General features: G+C 38.1%; 13 protein-coding genes. 3 read left to right on the forward strand and 10 right to left on the reverse strand.

The genetic code is table 11. The features are described from left to right. Positions 1–272 precede the first annotated feature (272 nt). The 3 genes from lolB (at position 273) to prs (ending at position 2,804) form a co-directional block, all read left to right on the forward strand. The gene (lolB, locus tag BA1DRAFT_RS10565) at positions 273–917 is read left to right on the forward strand and encodes a lipoprotein insertase outer membrane protein LolB (RefSeq protein WP_082303668.1); all 645 of its coding nucleotides are present in this window, start codon (positions 273–275) and stop codon (positions 915–917) included. Beyond that, the gene (gene ispE, locus BA1DRAFT_RS10570) at positions 917–1,792 is read left to right on the forward strand and encodes a 4-(cytidine 5'-diphospho)-2-C-methyl-D-erythritol kinase (RefSeq protein WP_036778677.1); all 876 of its coding nucleotides are present in this window, start codon (positions 917–919) and stop codon (positions 1,790–1,792) included. Before lolB ends, ispE begins: the two co-directional genes overlap by 1 nt. Before the next feature lie 64 nt (positions 1,793–1,856). Continuing rightward, positions 1,857–2,804: a ribose-phosphate diphosphokinase gene (prs, locus tag BA1DRAFT_RS10575; RefSeq protein ID WP_011146321.1), complete on the forward strand. Its 948-nt coding sequence runs from the start codon at positions 1,857–1,859 to the stop codon at positions 2,802–2,804. 129 nt (positions 2,805–2,933) lie between these two features. On the opposite strand, the gene ychH is transcribed toward prs, so the two are convergent. From ychH to BA1DRAFT_RS10625, 10 genes are all read right to left on the reverse strand, one after another. Next, on the reverse strand, positions 2,934–3,209 hold the full coding sequence (gene ychH / locus BA1DRAFT_RS10580; protein ID WP_036778679.1) for a stress-induced protein YchH: 276 nt from the start codon (positions 3,207–3,209) through the stop codon (positions 2,934–2,936). Between the two features lie 463 nt (positions 3,210–3,672). Further along, the gene (locus BA1DRAFT_RS10585; RefSeq protein ID WP_036778682.1) at positions 3,673–4,641 is read right to left on the reverse strand and encodes an Ig-like domain-containing protein; all 969 of its coding nucleotides are present in this window, start codon (positions 4,639–4,641) and stop codon (positions 3,673–3,675) included. A gap of 118 nt (positions 4,642–4,759) precedes the next feature. After that, the gene (locus tag BA1DRAFT_RS10590) at positions 4,760–6,085 is read right to left on the reverse strand and encodes a hypothetical protein (RefSeq protein ID WP_036778685.1); all 1,326 of its coding nucleotides are present in this window, start codon (positions 6,083–6,085) and stop codon (positions 4,760–4,762) included. Next, positions 6,082–6,768 carry a hypothetical protein gene (locus BA1DRAFT_RS10595; RefSeq protein ID WP_036778687.1) on the reverse strand — a complete coding sequence of 229 codons (687 nt, stop codon included), beginning with the start codon at positions 6,766–6,768 and terminating at the stop codon, positions 6,082–6,084. Before BA1DRAFT_RS10595 ends, BA1DRAFT_RS10590 begins: the two co-directional genes overlap by 4 nt. Positions 6,769–6,941: 173 nt before the next feature. Next, positions 6,942–8,444 (reverse strand): hypothetical protein, encoded by a 1,503-nt coding sequence (locus tag BA1DRAFT_RS10600; protein WP_036778690.1) that lies wholly within the window; start codon positions 8,442–8,444, stop codon positions 6,942–6,944. 416 nt (positions 8,445–8,860) lie between these two features. Next, positions 8,861–10,363, reverse strand: coding sequence for a hypothetical protein (locus tag BA1DRAFT_RS10605; protein WP_036778693.1), 1,503 nt, complete (start codon positions 10,361–10,363; stop codon positions 8,861–8,863). Positions 10,364–10,736: 373 nt separating this feature from the next. Further along, positions 10,737–12,239, reverse strand: a complete 1,503-nt coding sequence (locus tag BA1DRAFT_RS10610) for a hypothetical protein (RefSeq protein ID WP_036778695.1) — start codon at positions 12,237–12,239, stop codon at positions 10,737–10,739. 449 nt (positions 12,240–12,688) lie between these two features. Next, entirely contained in the window at positions 12,689–14,194 is a 1,506-nt protein-coding gene (locus BA1DRAFT_RS10615; RefSeq protein WP_036778697.1) for a hypothetical protein, read from the reverse strand. Between the two features lie 431 nt (positions 14,195–14,625). Further along, positions 14,626–16,131, reverse strand: a complete 1,506-nt coding sequence (locus tag BA1DRAFT_RS10620) for a hypothetical protein (RefSeq protein WP_036778700.1) — start codon at positions 16,129–16,131, stop codon at positions 14,626–14,628. A gap of 663 nt (positions 16,132–16,794) precedes the next feature. Further along, on the reverse strand, positions 16,795–18,206 hold a 1,412-nt coding region (locus BA1DRAFT_RS10625; RefSeq protein ID WP_036778702.1), incomplete at its 5' end, for an Ig-like domain-containing protein.

Here is an 18,206-nt window from a genome sequence, read left to right on the forward strand (position 1 = left end):
ATCAGCAGAGAGACAGTTCATCGTAAAAAACATTCTATTTGATGAAATCATCACCCTTAATAAGGACTCTTATAAACTGTGCATTCTACTTGATACCTCAGATCAATAAAAGACAATCAGTAGTGTCTGATATCATCATTCAGAACATTTTTTTGAAATTTAACTGGATTAATAGTTCATTCTTCATTATTAAGTGACGTAAAAGTTTTCACGTTATTAAACAGAGATTGCCGATGAAATCAATGCCGATAAAACCAATGCTGATAAAACCCATGTCGATAAAATCAGCGCCGACAAAACCGATACAAAAATTATCCCTATTCCGTCTATTGCCGCTCTCTTGTGTACTGTTGACCGCCTGTACATTAACGCAACCTGGCGGAACAGGTTCGGCAGATTCTCCCCAATGGCGAACACGTACCCAACAGCTACAGCAATTAAATCAATATCAAACACGTGGCTCTTTTGCCTATCTGTCTAATGAGAAAAAGGTTTATGCCCGCTTTTTCTGGCAACAATATCATCCTGAACGTTACCGTTTATTACTAACTAACCCGCTAGGCAGCACTGAATTAGAGCTGATCGTTCAGCCTGGCATGACGCAATTAACTGATAGCCAGGGTAAAAAATATTTTAGTGATAATCCCGAAGAGATCATTTATCAGCTCACCAATATGGATATTCCATTAGATAATCTGCGGCATTGGATAACAGGTCTCCCCGGTGATGCCAAAAACTTTAAACTGGATGCTAACCATCTATTAAAAACCGTCAATTACCAGCGACATGGCGCGACATGGCAGGTTAATTATCAATCCTACGATACCTCAACGACCCCCGCCCTTCCCAATCGCCTGGAACTGATTCAAGGGGATCGTCGCATCAAATTGAAAATGGATAACTGGACAACAAAATAATGACATTAACCTGGCCTTCGCCGGCAAAACTTAACCTATTTCTCTATATCACCGGTCGTCGCGCTGATGGTTATCACCAGTTGCAAACGCTATTTCAATTTCTTGATTATGGTGATGAAATTACCATTACCCCTCGTCAGGATAATGAAATCCGTTTGCTAACACCGATAGAGGGGGTGGAACACGATAACAACCTGATCGTTCGCGCCGCGCGTCTATTGCAATCCTACAGCGATAAACACCATACCGGGATTGCTCATAAAGGCGCTGACATCCATATCAACAAACGTCTGCCAATGGGCGGTGGATTAGGCGGAGGTTCATCCAATGCCGCTACCGTACTCATTGCCCTGAATTATCACTGGCAAACCGGTTTCACAGACGAAACACTGGCAACCCTTGGCGTGAGCCTTGGCGCTGATGTGCCGGTCTTTGTCAAAGGACACGCCGCATTTGCAGAAGGTATTGGTGAAATTCTGCACATGGCAGAGCCGGCAGAAAAGTGGTATCTGGTTGCACATCCCGGTATTGAAATCTCAACTCTGCGCGTCTTCACAGATCCGGAATTAAAACGTGATACGCCAATTCGCCCTCTGGCCGCATTATTAAAGGCTCCGTACCTAAATGATTGTGAATCTCTTGTAAGAAAACGTTTTCGTAAGGTTGAACAGCTTCTTTCATGGCTGCTAGAATACGCGCCGTCACGCCTGACCGGAACCGGTGCCTGTGTATTCGGTGAGTTTGAATCAGAAGCATCGGCCCGTAAGGTGTTAAATCAAGCCCCTGAGTGGTTGCAGGGTTTTGTTGCGCGTGGCGTTAACAATTCACCTTTGCACAGTTTTCGCTCTGGGATACCCGTGTTATTGAACCAATGAATAAATATTTGTTATTTACATTGGTCAACAATATCTCTCTGGACGCAAGCCTGAGGTCTTTCTCGTGCCCGATATGAAGCTTTTTGCTGGTAACGCTATTCCTGAACTAGCACAACGTGTTGCCAACCGCCTGTACACCAACCTTGGAGACGCGGCTGTCGGCCGTTTCAGCGATGGTGAAGTCAGCGTGCAAGTTAATGAAAATGTGCGTGGTGGTGATATTTTCATCATCCAGTCCACTTGTGCACCGACTAACGACAATTTAATGGAATTAGTCGTTATGGTTGATGCGCTGCGTCGTGCTTCCGCAGGACGTATTACCGCAGTAATCCCTTATTTCGGTTATGCTCGTCAGGACCGTCGAGTCCGTTCAGCCCGTGTGCCAATTACCGCCAAAGTTGTTGCGGATTTCCTCTCCAGCGTTGGTGTAGACCGCGTACTGACCGTTGACCTGCATGCTGAGCAGATCCAAGGGTTTTTCGATGTTCCGGTTGATAACGTATTTGGCAGCCCAATTCTGCTGGAAGATATGTTACAGAAAGAGTTGGAAAACCCGATCGTTGTTTCCCCGGATATTGGCGGGGTTGTCCGCGCTCGTGCTATCGCTAAGCTGCTGAATGATACCGATATGGCTATCATCGATAAACGCCGGCCACGCGCTAACGTTTCTCAAGTGATGCATATTATCGGTGATGTCGCTGGCCGCGATTGCGTGCTGGTCGATGACATGATCGATACCGGCGGCACCTTATGCAAAGCGGCGGAAGCATTGAAAGAACGCGGAGCAAAACGGGTATTTGCCTATGCCACTCACCCGATTTTCTCCGGCAATGCGGTGGACAACATTAAAAACTCGGTGATTGATGAAGTGGTTGTCTGTGACACCATCCCATTATCTGCTGAGATCAAGGCACTCAATAAAGTTCGTACTCTCACTTTGTCCGGTATGTTAGCTGAAGCGATCCGGCGTATCAGCAATGAAGAATCAATTTCTGCAATGTTTGAGCACTAATAAATAAGTTGTACTCATAATATTGCTATTTAAGAAAAAACCCGTTGTACAAGAGATTCAACGGGTTTTTTGCTTATCTGGAATAGTAATACTTTTCCATTAGCACAAACTATACTAACTCTATTCTTGTTATGGATACCGATGATCACCACGACGATAACGCTCATCATAGTTTCTTAACCACCAATAACGATCTGCCACACCTTCCCGGCCTCCCACACCGGCACCAGCCAACCAAACAAGCGCGCCAATAAAAACACCCAATAGCGCGGCTTCAGATAAAAACTCAGGCCAGCCAAAACCGAAGATGTGAGGCAGTAATGTATAAGCCAGGCTACTCACTATGGTGAACATACCGACACCCATTAATACATTACCGACTATGAAAGCACTTTGACGTTTCATATATTACCTCCAACACTCTTCGTGAATACACACTCTCCGTGAATACACACTTCTCCGTGAACACTAAGAACCTATAATTCAAAAGTTAACGTTAATTGACTCGATATAACTATAAAGCTTATTTATAGTATAGCCCTATTTCACAAAAGGTCATTGCGGGCGCGATCACAACTAAAGGAGATTTAATAACAACACCCTAATCATTGTAAGAAATAACATGAAGAAATAATGAGTTAGTAGCCTGAACTTCACTTAAAGAAAAGTTCAGGTTTTTAACTAAATATTGATATATAACAATGATAGTTGTGAAATTCCATCCAGGTTATATATTTTTAATCAATGATTCCTACCGGGATAATAAAAATCATCTTATTTTCACACTGCATGATAACGGCTAAAAACAGGGGATTTGTCTAATTTTTCAATGCGTAACCATCAATCAGCATCCCCAAATATCCAACGCCTAATATAGCCCTGGGGTTAATTCTATCCACGTTTGAGAATATACCCGCCCATCAATACAACTTATATACACCGGTGCGGATTCATTCATGGGAGGTACATGATTATGAGGCGAATACCCTCGAGTATAAGAAGAAGAAACTCTAAAGCTGAAATAGCCATCTTTATCGGTAGTCATATGTTTGTCTTGATCACTCAATGACAGATAAAATCCCATAGATACTGATATAGTTACATTAGGTTCACCTACGCCATTCTTATATAAATATCCAGCTATAATACCGCTTGAAAATGAAGACAGAATAGCCGGAGATTTTCCAATCTTTAACTGATATGGATTATACGTGAAACACATAGCTATAGCCTTTTCAATAGCTCCCGCTTGTGCCATTAGCATCACTTCACCAGCACTATTAGATTGTATTGACGCCGTTATTTTACCCTCTTTATCTGTCATACCCGACGACGGAACTACTGTTGCCCCACTATCTGCATAAAAGGTTATTTTTTGGTTTTCAATTCCCTTACCCAACCGATCATACACAGTTACAACTACCTTATTCTCATCGGCACTATTAGTCCATGCATTATTTTTTTCTAAGTCAAGATTAAGCGCTGCCACCACTTGGGGAGCAACAGTAAACTCGACCTGGAGAGGAGGGGCTGCTATTTGAGTATCATTTTCCAAGTAAGCATATACATTCCCTTGACACGGAGTTAAATCAGTAGAAACTATTTCAACTGATACCTTACCCATTACTCCTGTGTTTTTTATAATTTTACGATCATTATTCTCTTTAAATACCATAGATTTATTATCTAAAGTGAAACTTACATTCACCCCATGCAATAAATAACCATCTTGCATTACGTTTACACCGATATCTATCGGTTTATCCGCAGTCTCCGTTTTTTCACTTGATAGCCAATTTAATGTTTTAGCCTCTTTTGGTGCTTGTTCGTCATTCATTTCTTTCTCCTAATTTATCACTATCATGTATATTTATATATGTCATCATCGATTTGAAGTTAAAAAACAAAATAATTTCAATTTGATAACATTATGCTAATTAACAATATTCCTTACGCTAAATAGAAGGAAAGTGTTTAAAATTAATAGAAAATTGAATCGACTTATCACTATCGGGTAAACTTATTATTACATTATTTTTTTCCGCTTTGGTATTAGTTATATGGAAAGTTGTACAACCATCCTGACTAATTGCAACCTGCAACTCTCTTTCATTATCACCATAGCCTGAAATTATCGCGGAGCCATCAGTACGAACAAGTAATCTTTTGCCGGAATAGGCAGTACGGTCCACAATAACATAACCACTACAAACACTCACGCCATCAGCAGGTACCTCAGAGGTAAATGCATAAGCCTTGATAATATTCCCTCCATCTCTCCACTCACTAAATACTGCCTGACCTACACCCGGTGTTATAGAACCATCCTCCGCCGAAACAGTACAACGAAAACTACCCGCTACCTCAGATTGCAAATGAAAATAAGCCAGCCCGAAACTATTAGGAGCAAACTGATATTTTGCACCACCTCCTTCAACAATACTTCCTGATTCAACACTGGCCGATAATCTCTTTCCTGGCGGCCCATAAACCACAGCTAAATTTTTCGGGTTTATTCTGGGATATTCATTAGATACCATCGGCGCACCTTCACTAATTGATATCATGGCAGATGACATATCCATTAATGACAAGATCACTGAACCTGGAGCAGAAATAGTATTACCAACCTCATAATACCCTGTTCCCACCCCCTCTTGCCCCAAACAAAGCACATTTTCCGCCGGCACCACTAAAGAAACATAACCCTGCTTAACATCCTCATCACTGACTGTTATTGGTTGTGTATCCCAGGCCGCCCTCGCAATCGGCTCATAGTCAAAATTATGCCCTTGCCAGTGGAATATGACGCTATCGCCTTTCTGCATCTGCGGATAACTAATATGCACATTTAACCCATGATGTTGTTTAAGAGATGAATAGTGAATCACGCCAGATGTTGAATCTGGATAAATTGATGGTAATAATTTTATCGATGGGGAATTAATAATTTTAATAACAGCCGGTTTAGAGAAATTTTCATTCTCGAAATCATCGGCTGATGTATAAGTCACATTATAGCAACCATCCGGTATTTCAGAGAACGGAATAGTTACAGTAAAAAAATCAAGATTAATATTCTGAATATAATAGGGCCGAGAAAGGATTCCCCCAACATTTACCACGATCATATTCCCGATTCTTAGCCACTCATGATAAGGTACTTTGATAATTAAATCTTGGTTCTGTTGAACAGAAACATCAATCAGGCCATCGTGATCTGCTTGCGGCAATTCTGGCGACGATAAAGAAATAAGTATATTGTCGTTATTGGTAATCATATTTCACCTCCCATTGGAGTCGGTCTGAACGATAAAACAAAATTGACTTTATCGCCTGAATCTGAATCAGGCGCTGTTAGCCAAACATTAACTTTACCTACTGTGTTGCTAATCACATTCACTGTCGCACTACCATCCTCCTTTAATGGAATATCTGCCCAGTCTTTATTATAACCATCGATGATGGCATTATTATTCACTCTTATACGGATTTGATTAATATCATCATTATGTTCACGATCAATAAAAAGATATATCGAGCAAGGCGTCTCCCCATCTGCTGGAGCGCCTGTAGTATAATTATAGGCGGTAAATACTATAGCTTCATCAGACTGACGATAATTACCAAAAATAAGCGGAAAGGATATTACTTTATTGATATCCTTTTGTGGGGCAATCACCACAAAAGCCGAAAATTCTTCGCTATTTTCAATATTTTTATGTTCAAACGGAGAACGAACATAAAAATGTCCTTTTCCAGTCTCATCTAACGTCAATATGATCTGATCCACATTAATGTTATCGTCTACAATAGAAGCACCAATAGATGTCGTTGCATAAAATTTATGCCCAGGCAGACCATATATAGTCACAATATTTTGAGGGTTAAGATTAGGGTAATCGGTTAAATCACTTATCGCCGCGTTTTCTGTGATAATCACACTTGATATGCCGTTATTCATATTGTCACCATTAACTCCATGATTTATTAATTGAAAATAAAATAATAACGTTTAAGAAGATATTACAGTTATGCAACAAAGAAATAGCCAGTTTACAAATAAGAAACAAGTCCGGGAAAATGGAAAACGCTTACGCATTTTCCATAAACAGGTAAAAGCTCAATCAGTTAAATCTATTGCCCGGGGGGAACCGTATCAATAAGTCCAAACCAAATCTTAGAGTTCTTTATGCCGACACTGTAAGTGATATAAACCGAGCCTGACGTACCATCACGATATGAATCTACATCAGTAAAAGGCGCCTGACCAAGAGGAATAATAACCTCCCCAGCCGCCTCTTCATCGGTAGTTACCGTATGAGGATCAAGAGAATAAATTTTTGAAGATGGATGCCCATTTACAGTACCGTTAACGTAAACATGTATCTTGATAACTCTATTTACCTCTATTCCATAATTTTTACCCACAGCAATATACACATCCAATCCTCCCCCTTGAATAATTAGATAATTGATTTTTCCTTGTTGTTCAAGTTCTAAATGACATCGGTGAGTAAAAATTCTGGGTACAGATAATGTACGCTCAATCTCAGGTGGCACATTCGGGATTGCCTCTGTCAAATTAAAATAGTGGGCAGATGACATAGTTGTTTTCCCCGTTTTGTCAGTTACATAATAATATAATTCATTATCGCCAGCATTTGGAATATTGGCATACGGAACTAAAATAAGCGAATTATCCAACTGGCACAACTCAGTGATTACCGCAGACCGGATTTTTGTTTCTTTATCACCTTCTCTAATTATTAAGAAAATTTGATCCAGTGGTTCCGCATCTGTATAAAATGGGATAGTCACATTAAAACCTGTACTGCTATTTCCTGGCGGTGGTGTTAATTTATCACCATCCAATCCTTCAATATCTGGCGCTGGAAGCGTTGGAGCAATATCTTCGGTAATCATCAAAATGCTTGATGAAGCGTTTTTCGAAAAAGATGGCAGTTTTGTGAACATGCTCACCGAGTAACTCCCCTCAGATTTCTTAGGGAAAACTCTTAAGGCAACAAAACCATTACTATCTGTATTAATATAATATTGATAATTATCTTTTTCACTAATAAAAGGCGATATTTCTGTCGTAAGTTGTTCTCCATCATCCCCAAAAATACGTACTGGCTTATCCGTTACCAGAGGAATTTGAAAATAGGGAAGTGGATCATTTGTCTTATTCAACGCATAGATATTAATGAGCAGGCTGCCATTGTATGATGAAGGTCGCTCATTATCTGCCGCCGGAGAGAAATCTTTTACCCATGAATCGCCAATAATTATAGGGGTAAACCCTGCGTATGAAAAACCATTTTCATCAATAGGATGAAACGCAATCTCCAATTTAGCATCAGGGTCCGTAGCCTTATCCATTGAAAATGTTATGGTGAAATCACTAGCACTATAATGAGCCGTAACAACAAATTTTGCAGTGCAAATATTTTTCTTGGTATCCCTTGAAATACTGTGATTACAATCAAAGCTGGTATTTTTTGGTAGACTGTACACTATATCAGTCGTTTCCGTTACTTTATGAACATCATCACCTGAATAAGTCACAGTGATAACAACTGGGCATTCTTCTAAAACCGCTATTCCTGAAACGATATCTGCTGTCAATGTCGACATATTAAACCTCATATTAAAGTTAACACCAATAATACGTTTACACAACGATACTTACTACCTATTACCTCCTTTTTACTTCTCACATAAATAAATTATTTACTTTAATTGTCAATGTAATAACAATAAATTCCTGCTCGAAGCATAAGCTTTATATCCAAGTATACCCCATATAATCACAATATCTATGGAGTTAAGATTACGGTAATTGTTAAATCATTTTTCGCCATGTTTGCCATTATTTATACTGTCACCATTAGTTCCGTGATTCATTAGTTAAAAATAAAATGAAAATACTCAATTAAATATTATAGCTATGTAATAAAGAAATCTCCAGCTCACAAATAAGAAACATGTCCGTGGAAATGGAAAACGCTTACGCATTTTCCATAAACAGGTAAAAGCTCAATCAATTAAATCTATTGTCCGGGGGGAACCGTATCAATGCGTCCAAACCAAATCTTGGAATTCTTTATATTTACACTATAAGTGACATAAACTAATCCTGGTCCATCATCATACGAGTCCACACCGGTAAAAGGTGCCTGACCAAGCAGAATAATAGCCTCTCCTGCCGTCACTTCGTCGGCAGTTACCGTATGAGGTTCAAGAGAATAAATTTTTGAAGATGGACTATGATTGACAACACCACTAACGTAGATACATACCTTGATAATACTATCCACATCTATTCCATTTTTTTTACCCACAGCAATACGCGCATCCAGCCCTCCCCCTAAAATTTTTACAAGATTGATCTTACCTCGCTGTTTAAGTTCGGTCTGATCTTTATGAGTGAAAATTCTAGGTGCCGCTAATGTACGCCTAATCTCTGGTGGTTGATTCGGTACTGACTTTGTTAAATAAAAATAGAGGGCTGTTGACATACTAACGTTTCCAATTGCATCAACAACATAATAATACAATTCATTATCGCCAATATTTGGAATATTAGAATATGGAACTAAGATAAATGGCATATCAAACTGATTCATATTAGAAATCACAGCAGATTGACTTTGAGTTTCTTCACTATCTTCTCTAATCACTAAGAAAATTTGATCTTGTAGATTAGCACCTGCATAAGATGGGATAATCACATGAAAACCTGTATTACTATTTCCTATCTGTGGTGTTAATTTATCACCAATCAATTCTTCAATATTTGGTGCAGGAAGATTTGGAACAATATCTTCTGTAATAAATAGAATATTTGATGAAGCATTTCTTAACAAATATGGCAGTTTTGTGAACATACGTACTGAATAGTTACCCTTAAATTTTTTAGGGAAAACTCTTAAAGCAACAGAACCTCTACTATTGGTATTAATATAATATTGATAATTACCATTTTCACTAATAAAAGGCAATATTTCTGTCGTAAGTTGCTCTCTATCATCCTCAAAAATACGTACCGGCTTATCCGTTACCAGAGGAATCTGAAAATAGGGTAACGGATCATTTGTTTTACTCTGAGCATATATATTAACAAAGAGGCTGCCATTGAAGAATTTAGAGGGTTGTTCATCATCTTCTGCCGGAGAGAGGTCTTTTATCCACGAATCGCCAATAATTATCGGTTCAAACGCGGCATATGAAAAACCATTTTTATCAATAGGATGAAACACAATCTCCAATTTAGCATTGGGGTCCGTAGCCTTATCCATTGAAAACATTATGGTGAAATCACTAGCACCGGAATGAGCAGTCACAACAAATTTCGCAACACAGGTATTTTTCTCGGTATCCCTTGAAATACCGTGGTTACAATAAAAACTAGTATTTTTTGGTAGACTGTACACTATATCAGTCGTTTCCGTTACTTTATGAACATCATCACCTGAATAAGTCACAGTGATAACAACTGGGCATTCTTCTAAAACCGTTATTCCTGAAACGATATCTGCTGTAAGTGTCGACATATGAAACCTCATATTAAAGTTAAACACCAATAAGTAACAAACGTCTAATTTTCCTACCAAAATAATGAGCTTCTATAATGATGCTAACTACCTATTACCTCCTTTCTACTTCTCACATAAATAAATTATTTACTTTATCCGTTAATGTAATAACAATAAATTCCCACTAGAAGCATAAGCTTTATATCAATCATATTTTATGGCAATTGTAAAATAACTTTTCGCTATGTTTTCCATTTTTCATGCTGTCACTGTTGATACCACGATTCATTGATTAAAAATAACAGGTAGATTCGCATAATAAATAGCATGACCGGAGAAATGGAAAATGCTCACGCATTTTCCAGCAAATAAAAAGTTCAATCAGTTAAATTTATTGTCCAGGTGGAACCGTATCAATACGTCCATACCAGATCTTAGATTCCTTTTGGTCTACGCTGTAAGTGACATAAACTGAACCTGGCCCCCCATCACTATACGAGTCCACACCAGAAAAAGGCGCCTGACCAAGCGGAATAATAGTTTCTCCAGCCGCTGCTTCGTCGGCAGTTACCGTATGAGACTTAAGAGAATAAAGTTGTGAAAACGGATTCGCATCTACAATACCATTAACGTAAACACTCACCTTGATAACACTATCTACATCTATTCCATCTTTTTTATCCACAACAATACGCGCATCCAGCCCACCACCTAAAATACTTTCAAGATTGATCTTGCCTTTTTGTCCAAGTTCTTCCTGATCTTTATGAGTGAAAATTCTAGGTGCTGCTAATGTACGCTCAATCTCCGGTGGTACATTCGGTACTGACCGCGTTAAATTAAAATAGAGGGCTGGTGACACCGTGATATTTCCATTTGCATCAACCACATAATAAGACAACCTATTATCGCCAGTATTTGGAACACTGGCATACGGAACTAAAATAAATGGCATATCCAACTGATATGGCTCAGTGATTACAGCAGACTGGCTTTCTACTTGTCTATCACCCTCTTCAACTATTAAGAAAATTTGATCACGTGGTTTAGCACCCTCATAAGATGGAATAATCACATGAAAACCTGTATTCCTATTTCCTATCGGTGGTGTTAATTTATCTCCAACCAATTCTTCAATTCCCAGAGCTGGAAGAATTGGGTAAATATTCCGTGTAATCATCAAAATACTTGATGAAGCGTTTCTTAAAAAATATGGCAGTTTTGTGAACATACTTACTGAATAGTTCCCTTTAGATTTCTTAGGGAAAACTCTTAAGGCAACAAAACCATCACTATTCGTATTAATATAATATTGATAATTATCTTTCCCGCTAATAAAAGGAAATATTTCTTCCGTCATTTTTCCTTGCTTCATTCCAAAAATACGCACTGGTTTATCTGTCACCAGAGGAATCTGAAAATAAGGTAACGCTTCTTTATTTTTACCTAGCGCATATATATTAACAAGGAAGTTGCCATTAGATTTAGAAGGTTGTTTATCATCTTCTGCCGGAGATAAATCTTTTATCAGCGAATCGCCAATAATGATAGGTTCAAATGCTGAATACGAAAAATCATTTCCACCAATAGAATGAAACGTAACCTCTAATTTAGCATCGGGATCTGTAGCCTTATCCAACGAAAATGTTACAGTGAAATCACTGGCGCTGGAATGAGCAGTAAAAACAAATTTTGCAGTACAGGTATTTTTCTCTATATCCCTTGAAATTCGGGGGGTATCATCAAAACTGGCATCTTGTAGGTCACTGTAAACTATGCCTGTTGTTTCTGTTACTTTATGAGTATCATCACCCAAATAAGTCACAGTAATAACAACCGGGCACTCTTCTAAAACCGTTATTCCTGAAACGATATCTGCTGTAAGTGTCGACATATTAAGCCTCATATTAAAGTTAAACACCAATAAGTAACAAGCACCTAATTTCCTATCAAAATAATGCATTTACACAACGATGCTTACTCTCTATTATCTCCTTCCTGTTTGTCACACAAATAAATTATTCACTTTAGCTATTAATATCATAGCAATAAACCCACCACTCATAACATAAGCTTTATATCCAAGTATATCCTATATAGTTACAATATATCTGGGGTTAAAATTACGGTAATTGTTAGATCACTGTTCGCCATGTTGACTATTATTCATCCTGTCACCATTAGTTCCATGATTCCTTGGTTGAAAATAAAATAACAACGATTAATAAAACATTATAGTATGTAATAAAGAAATCGCCAGTTCACCAATAAGAAATATGTTCGGAAAAACGGAAAATGCTTACGCATTTTCCAGCAAATAAATAAAATCTCAATCGGTTAAGTTTATTGTCCAGGTGGAACAGTATCAAGATATCCAAACCAAATCTTAGATTCTTTTTTTCCTACGCTATAAGTGATATAAACCGAGCCTGGTGTACCATCACGATGTGAATCTATATTAGTAAAAGGCGTCTGACCAAGCGGAATAATAGTCTCTCCTGCCGCCACTTCTTCGGCAGTTACCGTATGAGGTTCGATAAAATAAAGTTTCGAAGATGGATTATCATTGACAATACCATTAACGTAAATACGTACATTGATAACATTATTTACCTCTATTCCATTGTTTTTACCTACAGCAATATGGACATCCAATCCTCCACCTAAGATATCGTTAAGATTGATCCAAGCTGGCCAGCCAAAATCCAACTGTAGCATATGACTAAAAATTCTAGGTACAGCTAATGTACGCTTAATCTCTGGTGGTACATTTGGTGCTGACCTCGTTAAATTAAAATAGAGGGCAGATGACATAGTGATATTTCCCATTGCGTCAGCAATATAATAATATAACTCATTATCGCCAATATTTGGAACACTGGCATATGGAACTAAAATAAACGAATTATCCAACTGATTCAGATCAGTAATGACAGCAGACGCACTTGGCGTTTCGTCATTATCTTCTTTGATCATTAAGAAAACTGTGTCTTTCAGTCCAGCACCTTTATAAAATGGGATACTCACATGAAAACCTGTACTGCTATATCCTATTGATGGCGTTAATTTATTACCATTCAGTTCTTCAATATCTGGCGTTGCCAGCGTTGGAGCAATGTCTTCTGTAATAAATAGAATGTTTGATAAAGGTTTTTTCGAAAAATCCGGCAATTCTGTGAACATATTAACTGAATAGTTACTATTCTCTTTCTGACTGGAGAAAACCCTTAAAGCAACAAAACCGTTTTTATCCGTATTGATATAATATTTATTAATACTTAATTTTCGAATAAAAGGAGATATTTCTTCCGTAATTTTTTCTCCATCATACCCAAAAATACGCACTGGCTTATCCATTACCAGAGGAATTTGAAAATAGGGTAATGGCTCATTTGTTTTACTTAATGCATAGATATTAATTAGCAGGCTGCCATTAAATTCAGAAGGTCGTTCATCATCCGCTGCCGGAAATAAATCTTTTATCAACGAATCGCCAATAATGATAGGTTCAAATGCTGCATATGAAAAACCATTTTTATCAATAGGATGAAATACAATCTCCAATTTAGCATCAGGGTCCGTAACCTTATCCATTGAGAATGTTATGGTGAAATCACTGGTGCCAGAATTAGCAGTAACAACAAATTTCGCAATACAGATATTATTTTCGACATCTCTCAAAATACGAGGGGTCTTATCAAAACGGATATTTTCTAGGGTACTATACACTATATCAGTCGTTTCCGTTACTTTATGTGTATCATCACCTGAATAAGTCACAGTAATGACAAACGGGCACTCTTCTAAAACCGTTATTCCTGAAACGATATCTGTTGTAAGTGTCGACATATTAAACCTCATATTAAAGTTAAACACCAATAAGTAAAAATCGCCTAATTTTCTATCAAAATAATGGGTTTACACAATGATGCTTACTCTCTATTACCTCATTCCTATTTGTCACATAAATAAATTATTTAATTTAGCCGTTACTGTAATAGCAATAAACCCACCACTCACAGCATAAACTTTATATCTAAGTATATCTCTGAGGTTAAGATTAAGATAATCGTTAAGTCACTTTTCGCCATGTTTGCCATTATTCATAATGTCACCATTAACCCCATGATTCATTGATTAAAAATAAAACAACAACGCTTAAGAAAATATTATAGCTCGGTAATAAAGAAATCGCCAGTTCACCAATAAGAAACATGTCCGGAAAAATGGAAAACGCTTACGCATTTTCCATAAGCAGGTAAACGATCAATCAGTTAAATTTATTGTCCAGGCGGAACAGTATCAATATATCCAAACCAAATCTTAGATTCTTTTTGGCCTACACTGTAAGTGATATAAATCGAGCCTGGCGTACCATCACGATATGAATCTACATTAGTAAAAGGCGCCTGACCAAGCCGAATAATAGTCTCTCCTGCCGCCACTTCTTCGGCAGTTACCGTATGAGGATCAACAGAATAAAGTTTCGAAGATGGATTATCATTTACAATACCATTAACGTAAATACGTACATTAATGACATCATTTACCTCTATTCTGTTGTTTTTACCCACAGCAATATAGGCATCCAACCCTCCTCCTAAAATACCGTTAAGATTAATTGTACCTGGACAGCTAAATTCCAACTGTGTTCTATGATTAAAAATTATAGGTCTCGCTAATATACGCCTAATCTCTGGTGGTACATTTGGTACTGACCGCGTTAAATTAAAATAGAGGGAGGATGACATAGTTACATTTCCCATTACATCAGCTATGTAATAGTATAACTCATTATTGCCAATATTTGGGACACTAGCATATGGAACTAAAATAAATGGTATATCCAACTGATTCAGATCAGTAATTACAGCAGACGCACTTAGCGTTTCGTCATTACCTTCTCTGATCATTAAGAAAACTCTATCTTTCGGTCTAACACCTTCATAGAACGGGATACTCACATGAAAACCCGTGCTACTATTTCCTATTGATGGAGTTAATCTATCACCGTCCAGCTCTTCTATATCTGGCACCACAAGCGTTGGAGCAATGTCTTCTGTAATAAACAGAATATTTGATGAAGATTTCCTTGAAAAACCCTGTAATTCAGTGAACATATTAACTACGTAATTCCCCGTTTCCTCCTGACTGGGAAAAATCTTTAAGGCAACAAAACCTTTATCATCGGTATTAATATAGTATTTGTTATTACTGAGCTCTTGAATAAAAGGAAATATTTCTTTCGTAAGTTTCTTTCCATCATACCCAAAAATACGCACTAACTTATCCGTTACCAGAGGGATTTGAAAATAGGGTAACGGATCATTTGTTTTACTCAGCGCATATAGATTAATAAGGAGGCTACCATTGAATGGTGAAGGTTTCTCATTATCCGCTGCCGGAGATAAGTCTTTTATCAACGAATCGCCAATAATGACAGGTTCAAACGCTGCATGTGAAAAACCATTTTTATCAATAGGATGAAACGCAATCTCCAATTTAGCATCGGGGTCCGTTGCCTCATCCATTGAAAATGTTATGATGAAATCACCAGCGCCAGAAGCAGCAGTAACAACAAATTTTGCAGTACAGGTATTATTTTCGATATCTCTTGAAATACGGGGGGTCTTATCAAAACGGGTACTTTCTGGGGTACTATACACTATATCAGTCGTTTCCGTTACTTTATGTGTATCATCACCTGAATAAGTCACAGTAATGACAACCGGGCACTCTTCTAAAACCATTATTCCTGAAACGATATCTGTTGCAAGTGTCGACATATGAAACCTCATATTAAAGTTAAACACCAATCAGTAACAAACACTTAATTTTCTATCAAAATAATGCGTTTATACAACGATGCTTACTCTCTATTACCTCCTTCCTGTTTGTCACGTAAATAAATTATCTACTTTAGCCATTACAGCAATAGCAATGTATTCTTTATCCAAAAGGTATCATAAAGTGGGATATAGTGTTTCCTCCACATATTCCTTGATTAATGTATGAGGATCAATAGTAATAAATACTTAATCCAACTCTTCTCACACAATACCATCAGAGTAAACATTCATATTAATAATATCATCTACATTAATTTCAGTGAACAATTAAATACTTTATTTTGCCTCGCTGTTCAAGTTCTAAATAACCTTGGTGAGTAAAAATTCTAGCTACAGCTAATGTATGAGAAACCTCTGTGATCGCTCATTAGGGACTGAATCGTTTAAAATAACGAGAAGGTAGGGCTATGTTTTCACTATAAGTCACAGTAATGGCAACTGGGCACTCTTCTAAAATCGTCATTCCTGAAATTATATCTGCTGTAAGTGTTAACATATTAAACCTAATATTAGAATTAAACATCAATAAGCAATAAACACCTAATTTTCTATCAAAATAATGCGCTTCAACAATAATGCTTACTACCTATTATTTCCTCCCTACTCTTCACATAAAACTACATAAGCCATTGTCTTTAAATTGCTATTGTTCAACAAATGAGCCTGAATTTTTTTGTTATTCACTTGCAGCCCTCCCATTCTTATTCCATCAGAACTTAATCCGTCAATTGGATCACCTAATAAACCCTTTTGAATAAGATCTAAATCCAAATTATTAACCAGATAATCAATTGAACCACCAAGATCACTCTCCTTTATCCTATTTCCTCTTGTACAAATAGGTAAAGGTAGACTCTCGTCAATACGAGTCTGCAGCGAAGAAACGTAACCAATCCCCGGCCCTATGTAACTAGAATCATCAATAATTACAAAGTGGTCAATTTTCACATTGGGAATAACATATTTTAAATATCGACCAGATATTGAGTGTGTAAACGTCGCAGTTAATGTAGCCGTTCCTGCTTTTTTAACGCTAAAATCACCTTGTAACGCCTCAACATCAACTACACTCTTATTACTTGAATCATATACTTCATTATAATCAGCCATATGTGATTCCCTCGACAAATACTCAGGTTTAAACATCATTCCTTCCCAGCCAAAGTTCATTCTTTCCTTTGGTACTGAACGCCCGAGCGATTCTCCATCTTTATGGTGATAATCCAATATAAAAAAGTTAGCAACATCCTGCTCATTAGCCTTAATTTCCACTGTTTTATTCTTAGAACCAACAGATGAATCATTCACTTTGGCCGTTACCATAACAGCAACAAACCCACCACTTTTACTATATATCTGATATTGCGCTTTCCCATCAGCATCTGTTTTACCATCACCCACTACCTGAGTAACTAGGTTTTTATCAGTGATGGTAACTCCCTTACTATTTGTTGCACTCCAGGCCACCGCAACACCGCTTTTCGCCTGACCGGAAAAATCTTTTACTGTGGCAGTAAAAGTATAAGTATGCCCCTCGCCTTCTCCTTCTGTTACGTGATCTGGGCTAACAGTAAGAGAAGCAAGCTCATCAGGGCTGATAAAACTGACTTTTTTATCAGCGTTCTCCGCCGTCTGCTGGGTAGCCGTTTTCGCCGATACCTGCACATCCTTCACCGCCGCCGTGCTGGTTAAGGTCGCCGTCACCTGCCCCTGCGCGTTACTGACCGAATCGCTCTGTTTCGTCAGGGTTAACCCATCAACCGTTGGCTCTGTCTGCCAGTCAATCTCAATCGGTTTATCCGCCACCAAATTGCCATATGCATCTTCCACTGTCGCCGTGAAAGTGTAAGTATCAGTGCCTCCGTTGTAGAGTGGACCCTCTTTGTCCACCGTTACATGGGTAACATGATAGCTAGTGCTCAGCTCCTCAAAGCTCACCGGGCTATCGGCCTTGACCCATGACGGGTTCGCCGCCGCCTTCGCCGATACCTGCACATTCTTCACCGCCGCCG

Source organism: Photorhabdus aegyptia, assembly GCF_000612035.1.
Classification (GTDB): Bacteria; Pseudomonadota; Gammaproteobacteria; order Enterobacterales; family Enterobacteriaceae; genus Photorhabdus; species Photorhabdus akhurstii.

Bases quoted from the DNA above. Each gene is read 5' to 3' on its own strand.
- lolB (WP_082303668.1), top strand. From the start codon at position 273: ATGTCGATAAAATCAGCGCCGACAAAACCGATACAAAAATTATCCCTA.
- ispE (WP_036778677.1), top strand. From the start codon at position 917: ATGACATTAACCTGGCCTTCGCCGGCAAAACTTAACCTATTTCTCTAT.
- ychH (WP_036778679.1), bottom strand. From the start codon at position 3,209: ATGAAACGTCAAAGTGCTTTCATAGTCGGTAATGTATTAATGGGTGTC.
- BA1DRAFT_RS10585 (WP_036778682.1), bottom strand. From the start codon at position 4,641: ATGAATGACGAACAAGCACCAAAAGAGGCTAAAACATTAAATTGGCTA.
- BA1DRAFT_RS10590 (WP_036778685.1), bottom strand. From the start codon at position 6,085: ATGATTACCAATAACGACAATATACTTATTTCTTTATCGTCGCCAGAA.
- BA1DRAFT_RS10595 (WP_036778687.1), bottom strand. From the start codon at position 6,768: ATGAATAACGGCATATCAAGTGTGATTATCACAGAAAACGCGGCGATA.
- BA1DRAFT_RS10600 (WP_036778690.1), bottom strand. From the start codon at position 8,444: ATGTCGACATTGACAGCAGATATCGTTTCAGGAATAGCGGTTTTAGAA.
- BA1DRAFT_RS10605 (WP_036778693.1), bottom strand. From the start codon at position 10,363: ATGTCGACACTTACAGCAGATATCGTTTCAGGAATAACGGTTTTAGAA.
- BA1DRAFT_RS10610 (WP_036778695.1), bottom strand. From the start codon at position 12,239: ATGTCGACACTTACAGCAGATATCGTTTCAGGAATAACGGTTTTAGAA.
- BA1DRAFT_RS10615 (WP_036778697.1), bottom strand. From the start codon at position 14,194: ATGTCGACACTTACAACAGATATCGTTTCAGGAATAACGGTTTTAGAA.
- BA1DRAFT_RS10620 (WP_036778700.1), bottom strand. From the start codon at position 16,131: ATGTCGACACTTGCAACAGATATCGTTTCAGGAATAATGGTTTTAGAA.